11 protein-coding genes are annotated in these 12,088 nt (G+C 63.5%); 5 read left to right on the top strand and 6 right to left on the bottom strand.

The genetic code is table 11. From position 1 onward, the window contains the following. The 4 genes from waaA (at position 1) to ACN9MY_RS27245 (ending at position 4,892) form a co-directional block, all read left to right on the top strand. The gene (gene waaA / locus ACN9MY_RS27260) at positions 1-1,284 is read left to right on the top strand and encodes a lipid IV(A) 3-deoxy-D-manno-octulosonic acid transferase (RefSeq protein ID WP_426336404.1); all 1,284 of its coding nucleotides are present in this window, start codon (positions 1-3) and stop codon (positions 1,282-1,284) included. A 91-nt stretch (positions 1,285-1,375) separates the two neighbouring features. Next, entirely contained in the window at positions 1,376-3,163 is a 1,788-nt protein-coding gene (locus ACN9MY_RS27255; protein ID WP_426336403.1) for a CIA30 family protein, read from the top strand. Positions 3,164-3,174: 11 nt separating this feature from the next. Beyond that, positions 3,175-4,290 carry a sensor histidine kinase gene (locus tag ACN9MY_RS27250; RefSeq protein ID WP_426336402.1) on the top strand — a complete coding sequence of 372 codons (1,116 nt, stop codon included), beginning with the start codon at positions 3,175-3,177 and terminating at the stop codon, positions 4,288-4,290. After that, positions 4,287-4,892 carry a response regulator gene (locus ACN9MY_RS27245; protein WP_426319236.1) on the top strand — a complete coding sequence of 202 codons (606 nt, stop codon included), beginning with the start codon at positions 4,287-4,289 and terminating at the stop codon, positions 4,890-4,892. The genes ACN9MY_RS27250 and ACN9MY_RS27245 overlap by 4 nt, the downstream gene beginning before the upstream one ends. Here ACN9MY_RS27245 and ACN9MY_RS27240 read toward each other — a convergent pair. From ACN9MY_RS27240 to glyQ, 6 genes are read right to left on the bottom strand one after another with little or no spacing between them, the layout of a single operon-like run. Next, positions 4,889-5,596 carry a phosphodiester glycosidase family protein gene (locus ACN9MY_RS27240; protein ID WP_426319235.1) on the bottom strand — a complete coding sequence of 236 codons (708 nt, stop codon included), beginning with the start codon at positions 5,594-5,596 and terminating at the stop codon, positions 4,889-4,891. The genes ACN9MY_RS27245 and ACN9MY_RS27240 overlap by 4 nt on opposite strands. After that, positions 5,596-6,534, bottom strand: coding sequence for a M48 family metallopeptidase (locus ACN9MY_RS27235; protein WP_426319234.1), 939 nt, complete (start codon positions 6,532-6,534; stop codon positions 5,596-5,598). Before ACN9MY_RS27235 ends, ACN9MY_RS27240 begins: the two co-directional genes overlap by 1 nt. Next, entirely contained in the window at positions 6,480-7,220 is a 741-nt protein-coding gene (locus tag ACN9MY_RS27230; protein WP_426319233.1) for a lysophospholipid acyltransferase family protein, read from the bottom strand. The genes ACN9MY_RS27235 and ACN9MY_RS27230 overlap by 55 nt, the downstream gene beginning before the upstream one ends. 13 nt (positions 7,221-7,233) lie before the next feature. Further along, on the bottom strand, positions 7,234-7,791 hold the full coding sequence (gmhB, locus tag ACN9MY_RS27225; protein WP_426164759.1) for a D-glycero-beta-D-manno-heptose 1,7-bisphosphate 7-phosphatase: 558 nt from the start codon (positions 7,789-7,791) through the stop codon (positions 7,234-7,236). Between the two features lies 1 nt (position 7,792). Then, positions 7,793-9,895: a glycine--tRNA ligase subunit beta gene (gene glyS / locus ACN9MY_RS27220; RefSeq protein WP_426164757.1), complete on the bottom strand. Its 2,103-nt coding sequence runs from the start codon at positions 9,893-9,895 to the stop codon at positions 7,793-7,795. 13 nt (positions 9,896-9,908) lie between these two features. Further along, positions 9,909-10,805 carry a glycine--tRNA ligase subunit alpha gene (gene glyQ, locus ACN9MY_RS27215; RefSeq protein WP_426164755.1) on the bottom strand — a complete coding sequence of 299 codons (897 nt, stop codon included), beginning with the start codon at positions 10,803-10,805 and terminating at the stop codon, positions 9,909-9,911. A 173-nt stretch (positions 10,806-10,978) separates the two neighbouring features. Between glyQ and ACN9MY_RS27210 the strand changes: the two genes are divergently transcribed. Beyond that, positions 10,979-12,067 carry a hypothetical protein gene (locus ACN9MY_RS27210; RefSeq protein ID WP_426336401.1) on the top strand — a complete coding sequence of 363 codons (1,089 nt, stop codon included), beginning with the start codon at positions 10,979-10,981 and terminating at the stop codon, positions 12,065-12,067. Positions 12,068-12,088: the final 21 nt, after the last annotated feature.

The raw sequence follows: 12,088 nt of genomic DNA, 5'->3' as shown, positions 1-12,088 counted from the left end.
ATGCGGATCTTTTATACATTCATGTGGTGGCTGGCTTTGCCGCTGGTGCTGGGCCGCCTGTGGTGGCGCGGCCGCAAGGAGCCGGGCTACCGCCAGCATTGGGGCGAGCGGCTTGGCATGTATGGCGCGCGCGCCGCCAACGATGAACCGGCCACCATCTGGGTGCATGCAGTTTCGGTGGGCGAGACGCGCGCTGCCGAACCGCTGGTCGATGCGCTGTTGAAGAAATACCCGCAGGCCCGCATCGTGCTGACCTGCATGACCCCTACCGGCCGCGCGACCGGCAAGAGCCTGTTCGGCAAGCATGGTGCACGCGTGGTGCAATCCTACCTGCCCTACGACATGCCGCTGCTGGTGGCGCGCTTCATTCGTCATTTCGAACCGCGTGTCTGCATCCTGATGGAGACCGAGGTATGGCCGAACCTGATCCTGCAATGCCAGCGCGACAAGGTGCCGGTGGTCCTGGCCAACGCGCGCTTGAGCGAGCGGTCGCTGGGCAAGGCGCAACGCTTCGGCAAGGTGATCCGAGATGCGGCACAAGGCATCACGCTGGTGGCAGCCCAGACCGAGGCCGATGCCCTGCGCATCCGCGCGCTGGGCGCCAGCAATGTGAGCGTGACCGGCAGCATCAAGTTCGACGTCGTGATCCCGCAAGCGGCGCTGGCAACCGGCGCGCAGTTGCGCCAGCAGTTCGGTGTGCGCCCGGTATTCCTGTGCGCCAGCACGCGCGAAGGCGAAGAAGGCCTCATCCTGGAAGCCTTCCAGGCTGCGCGCGCATCGCTGCCGCAGGATGTGCTGCTGCTGATCGTGCCGCGCCATCCGCAGCGCTTCGACGAAGTCGCGGCAATGGTGACAGAACGCGGCCTGTCGCTGCAGCGCCGTTCAGCGCTGGCGGCGCCGGGCGCCAGGGTCGACCCGGCCACCGAGGTGGTGCTGGGCGATTCGATGGGCGAGATGTTTGCCTACTACTCGGCCTGCGACCTGGCTTTCATCGGCGGCAGCCTGCAACCGCTGGGCGGCCAGAACCTGATTGAACCGGCCGCACTGGGCAAGCCGATCATCGTCGGCGAGCACACTTTCAATTTTGCGCAAGCCACCGAAGACTGCCTGCAGCAGGGCGGCGCGGTGCGCGTGCCGAACAGCGACGGCCTGATGCACCAGGCTGCGCGCCTGCTGGCCGACAGCGCAGCGCGCGGCGCCATGGGCGCGCATGCGCAGACCTTTGCCAATACCCACCGCGGCGCCACGGCACGCACGATTGCATTGCTTCCCGATTTGAAGTGACAAATGTCATGACCAAGTCGTGGCATTCCGTTCTGGTGCGCAGCGGGCGCAAACCGGATACTGGGTTCACCTGACCACAAGGAGAACCGCAATGCTGAAACTGTTAGTAGCCGCCAGCCTGGCCGGCGCCCTGCCTGCCATGGCGGCCGAAACTACCCTGATCAAGGACGTCCGCGTTTTCGACGGGCAGGAAATGCATGCCAGGCGCAGCGTCCTGCTGGAAGGCGGCAAGATCGCCAGCACCGACTTCAAGGGCAAGGCGCCCGCTGGCGCGAAAGTGGTCGCTGGCGCCGGCCGCACGCTGATGCCGGGCTTGATCGATTCCCATACCCACAGCTTCCAGCACCTTGAATTGCCGCTGGTATTTGGCGTGACCAGCGAACTGGATATGTTCACCGCCGTGCCGCTGCTGCAGGAAATGAACGGGCGCATGGCGCGCGGCGAGAACAAGGATCGTCCGGATATCATCTCGGCCGGCGTGCTGGCAACCGTGCCGGGCGGCCATGGCACCGAATACGGCATGCCGATTCCTACCCTGACCAAGGCGGAAGAGGCGCAGCCCTGGGTCGATGCCCGCATTGCGGAAGGCTCGCACTTCATCAAGATCGTGATGGAACCTGGCTGGCCCGCACATCCGGTGCCGAGCCTGGACCGCGCCACCGTGAAGGCGCTGATCGTGGCCGCCCATCGGCGCGGCAAGCTGGCCGTGGTGCATATTTCCAATCCGGAGGATGCGCGTACCGCGCTGGAAGAGGGCGCCGATGGCCTGGTGCACCTTTTCAACGGCGAGGCGATGACGGAGCAGGACCTCAAGTCCTTCGTCAAGCTGGCGCATGATCGCAAGGCCTTCATCATCCCGACCTTCAGCGTGCTGGAAAGCGTAGCAGGCCTGAAGGAGGAGGACGTGCTGGAAGACAAGCAGATGATGGCCCTGCTGACGAGCGACCAGATTGCGCCGCTGAATTCCCCGTACGGGAAAAAGGAAATGGCACAGCGCATGAACGCGACCAGGTCGGTGGTAGCTGCGCTGCGCACCGCCGGCGTGCCGGTCCTGGCGGGCACAGACGCCGGCAACGGCGGAACCCAGGCCGGCGCCAGCCTGCACCACGAACTGCTCTCGCTGACCGGTGCCGGACTGACGCCGCTGGAAGCCTTGCGCGCCGCCACGTCGGTACCGGCCAAGTCATTCCGCCTGGCCGACCGGGGTGTCGTTGCCAAAGGCGCCAAGGCCGACCTGGTGCTGGTCGAAGGCGATCCAAGCCGGGACATCAAGGCCACTCGCAATATTGTCGAAGTCTGGAAGGATGGCGCGACCGTATCGGCACGCCGCAAGGCGCAGCAGGACCTGGTGGCCAGGGAACTGAATACGCCCAAGGGCGCGCCGCTGGTGCTGCCGGCAGACGGCATGATCAGCCTGTTCAGCAAGGAAAAGCTGGCCAGCCCGTTCGGCACCGGATGGGTGCCTTCCAACGACGCTTTCCTGGGCGGCAAATCGACGGTGAGCCTGGAGTACGCGGGCGAGAACGCGGTCCAAGTGAAGGCAAGCGTGCAGCAGGGCTTTGCCTTCCCGTGGGCCGGCATCGCTTTCGTGCCGGGCAGCCAGCCGTTCCAGGCGGCGAACCTGAGCGCCGCCAAGACCCTGCGCTTCCGCGTCAAAGGCGACGGCCAGGGCTACCAGGTGGGGATCATGCATGGCAGCGCGCGCATCCCGGTCTATCAGCCGTTTGCAGCCGGTGCAGAATGGCGGGAAGTTGCCATGCCGATGGCCAGTTTCGCCGGGGTCGATACCGGTGCGATCACGCTCATCATGTTCAATGCCGGCCCCAAGATCGGCGACTACCAGTTCCAGATCGCCGACGTGCGTTTGACTAACCAGTAAAGGGAGCAGGCATGATCCAGGCAAGACGTTGGCTGCAAGGTCCCTGGTTGCCTCCGCACCTGGGCAAGGCGCCTTACCTGTGGCTGCTGTCGCTGAATTTCTTCCTCTGGAAGTACTTCTACATCAAACCCTCGCTGCTCGAACTTGGCTTGCTGGTGCTGTCGATCCTGGCGTTCGTGCCGATGTACCTTGCCAGCTTCTGGCTGCGCAACCTGCGCGTGGTGCCCCTGCTCCTGGCGACCATCGCGCTGGGCGTTGCCTGGGCGCCGTTCAATTTTGGCGCCTGCACCTATTTCATCTTTGCCTGCTCGATGTGCGCTGCGTTGGAGCAGCCGCGCCACGCTTACCTGGGAATCGGGATCAACCTGATCGCCGCGACGCTGCTTGCGCTGACGCTGGAGTTGCCGCTGCCTTTCCTGCTGCCGGCATTGGCGGTCGGCGCGCCAGTCGGCATCGCCAGCGTAATGGATGCGCGGGTGCGCCGCTCGAGCCAGCAACTGCTGCGCAAGCAGGAAGAAGTCGAGCATCTTGCCCGCATCGCAGAACGAGAACGCATCTCGCGCGACTTGCATGACTTGCTGGGACATACGCTGTCGCTGATCGCCATCAAGGCAGAACTGGCGGGACGCTTGCTGGAGCGCGACACGGCGGCGACGGCGAAGGAAATCAAGGATATCGAAACCACCGCGCGCCATGCCCTGGCCGAAGTGCGTAGCGCAGTGACCGGCTATCGCCAGAGCGGCTTCGCGCAAGAGCTGGCGCAGGCGCGCGCCGCGCTCGCCGCGGCCGGCGTGGAACTTGACGCAAATGTGCAGCCTTTCCCCATGCCTGCAACGGTGGAGAACGTGCTTGCGCTGTCGCTGCGCGAGGCCGTCACCAACATCCTGCGCCACGCCAGGGCGACGCGCTGCCTGGTGAGCGTACGGCAGGACGGCGGGCAGGTTGTTTGCCACATCAGCGATGACGGCAGCGCGCCGCTTGACCGCGGGGCGCTGGCACTCGGCAATGGCCTGCGCGGCATGCGCGAGCGTGTCATGGCAGCGGGCGGGCGCCTGTCACTGCACGCCAGCGCCGCCGCCGGCGGCCTGGCGCTGGAATTACATTTACCGATGGGACCTGTCGCATGATCCGCGTACTGATTGCCGAAGACCAGTCGATGGTGCTGGGGGCGCTGGCTGCGCTACTGAAACTGGAATCCGGCCTCGATGTGGTCGGCCAGGCGCGCAACGGGCAGGAGGCATTGCTGCTCTGTGAAGAACTGCGCCCCGACATCGTGCTGACCGATATCGAAATGCCGCTGATGACAGGCCTTGAGCTCGCTGCCGTGCTGGCCGAGCGCGGCGTCGCAACGCGCGTGGTGATCGTCACCACCTTTGCCCGCTCAGGCTACCTGCGGCGCGCCATGACGGCCGGCGTGCGCGGCTACCTGCTGAAAGATGCTCCATCCGATTCCCTGGCCTCCGCCATCCGCAGCGTGCATGCCGGCGGGCGCGCCATCGCGCCGGAGCTGGCGCTGGAGAGCTGGAGTGGAAGCGAAGACCCGTTGAGCGAACGCGAACGGCAGGTGCTGCGGCTCGCCGGTGAAGGCCGCAGTGGCGCGGAGATCGCAAAGCAGCTAAGCCTGTCGGAAGGAACGGTGCGCAACTACTTGTCGGAAGCGATCAGCAAGCTCAACGCAGGCAACCGCGTGGAAGCCTTCCGCCTGGCGCGCGAAGCGGGCTGGCTCTAGTCCGCAATCACGCCGATCATTGGTCCCAGGTCGGCACGGCGGTCGTTGCGGCCCAGGGCCGGCCAGTAAAGCGATGAGACCGAGCCGTCCAGGTAGAGGGCGTCCCGGCACTTCAACACATCGCGGAAATACCTGGCGAACTGGTAGAAATTGACCCGCTCTTCGCTGATGACAAAGACGGCTTTGCCGTCCAGGGCGCACACGCCGTTGCGCACGTGGCGCGAACGCGAATCCGGATCGAACAGTGGATTGACCACGCCATTGGTCAGCAGCATCGGGCCTGACTGCGTTGCCAGGCGCGCTTTGCCAGCAAGGGCCGGGTAGGCCGAAGATTCGACCACTTGGGCGCCGGCGTCGCTGACCAGGAACACGCCGTTTGGGCGCAAGAAAAAGTTGCCTTTGCCTGGCGACAGGTTCAGCGGCGACAGTTCGACACCGTCCGCAACGAACAAGCCAACCGGCGAGTAGTCCGCATGGTACATGCCCGCATTCATGCCGAACGAGAGATGCTGGCCGCGCCCGTCCAACGCTGCAGCGACTCTCTCCAGCCGCTTGTAGGGACGGCCCTGCTCATCGTTCAGGAACAGTTGCAGGCGTTCGCGCAGCGGATCGACCGTGATGACCGTAAAATGCGGCTCGCCGGCGCGAATCGTGCCGCATGCGGCCAGTGATGCAAGCAGCAGGAGGGCAGGGGGAACGCGCACTAGGTGAACAGGGGAGGCAATTCCGCGGCGCGCTTGCGCAGCAGTTGCTTGGCTTCCTCGTACTGGGGATAGATGCGCCCGACATTGGCCCAGAAGCGCGGGCTGTGGTTCATCTCGAGGATATGCGCCAGCTCGTGCGCCACCACATAATCCACCAGCGGCAGCGAGAAGTGCATCAGCTTCCAGTTCAGGCGGATCGTGCGCTGCGCGGTGCAGGAGCCCCAACGCGTGTCGGCCGAGGACAGCGAAAAGCCGGCATACTGCACGCCCAGCCGCGCCGCGTACAGGTCCAGCCGTTGCTGGAACAGGCCTTCCGCCTGCGCCTTGTACCAGTTCTTGACGCGTTCCTTGAGCAGCTGCTCGGTGGCGCCCTGCACCAGTCCCATCGACAGCTCCATCGCCACCGGATCGAATTCAGTCCGATTGCGCGGCGCCTGGTACAGGCGCAGCGTGATCTCTTCGCCCAGGTAGGGCAGCTTCGCGCCGTCATCCCACACGATGGGCGGCTTTTCCAGGCGTGCTGCGCGGCGCTGGCGGCGCTCGTCAAGCTTGGACAGTATCCAGTGCTGCTTGGCGCGGATGGCGTTGTCGATGTCGGCCAGCGAGCAGCGCTTGGGCGCCGTCACGTACAGGCCGGTATCGTCGACCGTAAAGCCGATCGAGCGGCGCGTGGAGCGCTTCAGCACGTATTCGAGAATGTATTCGCCGACAAGAAGTTGTCGCTTGTCCTGGTCGCCGGACAGTGGCGGGTTGGTCGGTTCAGGGCGGCGCAGTTGCACCGGGGGACGCAGCAGGTTCACTGCCGCGGGAGCGGGAACGGGAAACGGGGAAGAAGGCGCGGCCGCTGGCGGCGGCGCCTCCTGTTGCGCTTCGGCCTTTTCGGCTAGCCAGCGCTGTAGGCGTGGGGCGAAATGACGCGCATTTCTGATTCGATCCACTGTTCCACCTGCTCCATCAATTCGTCGGGAGTTTTACCTTCCGACGAAATCGGTTTGCCCACCGACACCGTAACGGTGCCCGGATTCTTGATAAAGGAATTCTTTGGCCAGCACTCGCCGGAGTTCAGCGCGATCGGCACCACCACCGCACCGGTTTCCACTGCCAGGCGCGTGCCGCCGCTCTTGTACTTGCCTTGCTGGCCGACCGGAATGCGAGTCCCTTCCGGGAACATGATAATCCATTGGCCGTCCTTGAGTCGACGCTTGCCGTGCGCAACAACGGATTTGAATGCATTCTTGCCTTGCTTGCGGTCGATCGGGATCATGCGCAGCAGCGCAATGCCCCAGCCGAAGAAGGGGATGTACAGGATTTCTTTTTTAAATACAAACACCAGCGGGCGCGGCAGGTTCGCCAGCAGGAAGATGGTCTCCCATGCCGACTGGTGCTTGGACAGGATGATCGCCGGGGCATCCGGGAAGTTTTCGTAGCCCTTGAACTGGTAGTTGATGCCGCAGATCCATTTGGCGCACCAGACGATGAAGACGTTCCAGCGCGACGTCACGAAATAGCGTTTGTTGTATGGCAGCGGCGCCGCCAGCATGCAGACTCCGGACCAGATGACGGTGGCAATTGCCATCAGAACCATGAACAGGGCGGAACGCAGGAACAGAACGAAATTACGCAACGACAGTCTCCAATTAATCGGACTTAAGGATGTGGTCTACAGTGGCAGCGAGGTCGGGGAAGACTTGCGTGCCGGGCGGCAGTCCACCAGTAGCATGAGTCTTCTCGCCCTTGCCCGTCAATACCAGGAACGGCACGCAGCCGCTGATGAAGCCTGCCTGCAGGTCACGCAGCGAATCGCCGACGGTCGGCACGCCTTTCAGGCTGATCTCGAAGCGCTTCGAGATTTCCGTGAACATGCCAGGCTTTGGCTTGCGGCAGTCGCAGTTGTCGGCTGCCGCGTGCGGGCAGAAGAAGATGGCGTCGATATCGGCGCCCACCTGCTGCGCCAGGCGGTGCATCTTCTGGTGGATCGCGTTCAGGGTGTTGATGTCGAAGTACTGGCGGGCGATGCCCGACTGGTTCGACGCGATCACCACGCGGTAGCCCGCCTGGTTCAGGCGGGCGATGGCTTCCAGCGAGCCGGGGATGGGGATCCACTCGTCCGGCGACTTGATGAAGTCGGGCGAATCGTGGTTGATCACGCCATCCCGGTCCAGGATGATCAGCTTGGTCGGCTGGGTCTGAGGCATATCAGGCTGCCAGCTTGGAAATGTCGGCCACGCGGTTCATCATGCCGTGCAGGGAAGACAGCAGCGCCAGTCGGTTGTTGCGCAGCGCGATATCCTCTGCCATCACCATCACGTCGTTGAAGAAGGCGTCGACTTCTTCCTTCAGTTGCGCCAATGTCTTGAGCGTGGCGCTGAAGTCGCCCTTGGCCCATGCCGTGTCGACTTCCGGCGCCACGCGGCCCATGGCTGCGTGCAGAGCCTTTTCGGCGGCATCTTGCAGCAGGTCCGCGCGCACCGTGCCGGCTTGCGCCAGCGCTTCCTCGTTCTTCTTCAGGATGTTGGTGATGCGCTTGTTGGCGCCGGCCAGCGAGACCGACTCCGGCAGGGCGGCGAAGGCTTGCACGGCCTCCAGGCGCTGCACGATGTCGTCCAGGCGGTCCGGGTTCTGCGCCACGACTGCTTCGATCTCGTTTACGCTGAAGCCGCGCTCGCGCAGCATGCCGCGCAGGCGGTCCATCATGAACGCGGTGACTTCGGCGGTCGGGTCCTTGAAATTCGGCACGGCCACGAACTGCGCGGCCGCGTCGCCCAGCAGCGCCGAGACGGACAGCGGCAGGCGCTTTTCCACCAGCATGCGCAGCACGCCCAAGGCGTGGCGGCGCAGCGCAAATGGGTCCTTGTCGCCGGTCGGCTGCAGGCCGATGGCCCAGATGCCGACCAGGGTTTCGACCTTGTCGGCCAGTGCCACGGCGGTGCCGGTGGCGGTAGACGGCAGGTTGTCGCCGGCGAAGCGCGGCTGGTAGTGCTCGGAAGCGGCCAGGGCGACTTCTTCGTGTTCGCCGTCGTGGCGCGCGTAGTAGGTACCCATGATGCCTTGCAGCTCAGGGAATTCGCCCACCATGTCGGTCAGCAGGTCGGCCTTGGACAGGCGTGCGGCGCGTTCTGCGAGCGCCTTGTCGCCGCCCAGGCGGCCGGCGATGGCGGCGGCCAGCGAGGTGACGCGCTCGGAGCGCTCGGCCTGGGTGCCCAGCTTGTTGTGGTACACCACGTTCTTCAGCAGCGGCAGGCGCGATTCCAGCGACTTCTTCTTGTCCTGCTCGAAGAAGAACTTGGCGTCGGACAGGCGCGGGCGCACGACACGCTCGTTGCCGCCGATGATGGCGGCCGGCGTGTCGGTCGCAATGTTCGACACGATCAGGAAGCGCGAGCGCAGCTTGCCGTTGGCATCGGTCAGGGCGAAGTATTTCTGATTCGTCTGCATGGTGAGGATCAGGCATTCCTGCGGCACGGCCAGGAATTCTTCCTCGAAGTGGCATTCATACACGACCGGCCATTCGACCAGGGACGACACTTCTTCCAGTAGCGCTTCCGGCATCAGGACCTGGTCGGCGCCTGCCTTTTGCAGCAGGGCGGTACGGATCGCCTCTTTGCGCGCATCGAAGCCTGCAACGACTTTGCCCGCCTCAGCCAGGGTGGCTGCGTAGGACTCGGCGTCCGCGATGGTCACTTCACGCTTGCCCGGTGCGGTCAGGAAACGGTGGCCTTCGGTCTTGTTGGCTGCGGTCAGGCCCAGCAGGGTCAGTGGCAGCACGGTGGCGCCATGCAGGGCGACCAGCGCGTGGGCCGGGCGCACGAACTGCACGGTCTCGCCGTCTGGACGCTGGTAGCTCATCACCTTAGGAATCGGCAGCTTGGCGATGGTTTCTTCCAGCGCTGCTTGCGCGCCCGCTTGCAGGGCGGAGCCGGCTGCCAGCTTAGTGTAGAAGAAGCTTTCGGCCTTGCCGTCCTGGGCACGTTCCATGTCGGCGACGGCGATGTGGGCCAGGCCCATGGCTGCCAGCTTCTTGGTCAGCGGCGCGGTCGGGTTGCCGTCGGCGTCCAATGCGATGGCGACTGGCAGGATCTTTTCGCGTACCTGCTTGTCCGGCGAGGTGGCGCGTACTTTGGTGATCGACACCGCCAGGCGGCGCGGCGTGGCGTAAGTGGTGGCGACGCTGTCTTCTTCCAGGAAGTCGCGCGATTTCAGGCCGTTGACGATGCCGGAGGCGAAAGCGGCGCCCAGCTTGGACAGGGCCTTCGGCGGCAGTTCTTCGGTCAGCAGTTCGATGAGCAGGGTCTGATTCATGTTCGGTATTCGTTTATTTGGCGACCATCGGGAAGCCGAGGCGTTCGCGGGACTCGTAGTAGGCCTGGGCCACCATGCGCGACAGGTTGCGCACGCGGCCGATGTAGGCGGCGCGCTCGGTCACGGAGATGGCGCCGCGGGCGTCCAGCATGTTGAAGCTGTGCGAGGCTTTCATGATCTGCTCGTAGGCCGGCAGGGTCAGTTGCAGCTCGATCAGGCGCTTCGCTTCCGATTCGTGGTTGGCGAATTGCGCGAACAGCAGCTCGGTGTTGGCGTGCTCGAAATTGTAGGTGGACTGCTCCACTTCGTTCTGGTGGAACACGTCGCCGTACTTCAGCTGCTTCTTCACACCGCCTTCTTCCCACTCGGTCCACACCAGGTCGTAGACGTTTTCCACGCCCTGCAGGTACATGGCCAGGCGCTCAACGCCGTAGGTGATCTCGCCCAGCACCGGCTTGCAATCGAGGCCGCCCACTTGCTGGAAGTAGGTGAACTGGGTCACTTCCATGCCGTTCAGCCAGACTTCCCAGCCCAGGCCCCAGGCGCCCAGGGTGGGGCTTTCCCAGTCGTCTTCCACGAAGCGTACGTCGTTCTGTTTCAGGTCCAGGCCCAGCGCTTCCAGGGAGCCCAGGTACAGGTCCAGGATGTTTTCCGGCGCCGGCTTCAGGACCACCTGGTACTGGTAGTAGTGCTGCAGGCGGTTCGGGTTTTCGCCGTAGCGGCCGTCTTTCGGGCGGCGCGATGGCTGGACGTAGGCGGCACGCCAAGGCTCAGGGCCGATGGCGCGCAGGAAAGTGCCGGTGTGGAAGGTGCCCGCGCCGACTTCCATGTCGTACGGCTGGAGCAATGCGCAGCCCTGCTTGTCCCAGTAGGTTTGCAGGGTCAGGATAATTTGTTGAAATGTCAGCATCGTGGTCGTTGGTGGCGCCCTGGGCGCGAGCGTTATCGGTTCGCTAAAACGGCTCATTTTAGCGGTTTTTGCGGCGAACCTGTAGAGTTTTGCCCGGCTGGCTGGTCCTTTGATCCATATCAAACCTTGGCGGTGCCGCGTGAACCTCTAGCCCGTAGCCGCCTCCAAGCAGCATGGATAGTCCAAATGCCGACTTTGATTCCCCGTGGAAGCATGCCCCTGAGCGCTATCTGGCTGATTTTGCGGAACTTTTCCTGCTTGAAACGCGGGAAAGGCAAGTTGCACCCGAGAGCCTGGAGCAGGAGCTTGGCCAATGCATGCGCGATGGGGCATTTGGGCTGCGTCGACTGGACAAGCTGATGCGCGTTACTGAACCGGACAGTTCCAGTTGCTTGTGGCATATCGAAGTCCAGACCGCCAGCCAGGCTGATTTTGCGGAGCGCATGTTTATCTGCTACTACCGCCTGTATGAACGCTTCCGCCTGCCGGTGCGTAGTATCGCTATCCTTGGCGATCTCAGCCCAACTTGGCGTCCGGAGGGCTTGGAGATGATTTCCGGGCGCACGCAATTGAGTTTCGGATTCGAAACGATCAAGTTAATCGACTTTGAGGACCGGATCGCGGAACTACTGTTGAGCGACAACGTTTTCGCGTGGCTGGTTTCGGCGCATGTGGCGACCCTTCGCACTCGCAGGGAACTAGAGGACCGCATGCGTGTCAAAGGCTGTCTGCTAACAGGAATTCATGCTTGTGGTTGGCCTAAGGAAAAAGTTCTCGATGTTCATGAGTTAATCGATCGCATGATGCGCTTGCCTTGGGGATTGCAGCAACAGCTGGATGCCAGGTTGGAGGACTTGTTTGGGAGGAGTGCCATGCCTTACATGAGTGCGTATGAACATCGCGTTGAAAAGCGTGCCAAGATCAAAGGCCGCCAGGAAGGCCGGTTGGAAGGCCGGTTGGAAGGTCGGATGGAAGGACGGATGGAAGGACGGATGGAAGGACGGCTGGAAGGACGGCTGGAAGGACGGCTGGAAGGACGCGAAGAAGGACGCGAAGAAGGACGCGAGGAAGGACTACGGGAGGGGAAGCTGCGCATGTTGCGCCAGATCGTCCTGTCCCAACTTGGGCTGCGTTTTGGTCCATTGGACGAGCATGTGCAGCAAGTGATCGCCGCAGGCACCGTCGAGGACCTGGAGCGTCAAATCATGGCGGTGCTGGAAGCAAAAAGTATCGAAGATGTCATTGAGAGCGCAAAACACTGATCGGTTTTGCGCTCCACTCCG

The sequence above is a fragment of the Pseudoduganella sp. R-31 genome, assembly GCF_049913235.1.
Lineage (GTDB): Bacteria > Pseudomonadota > Gammaproteobacteria > Burkholderiales > Burkholderiaceae_D > Rugamonas.
The sequence above is the reverse complement of the archived record's forward strand: the minus strand, read 5'-3'. Positions and strand labels throughout refer to the sequence as shown.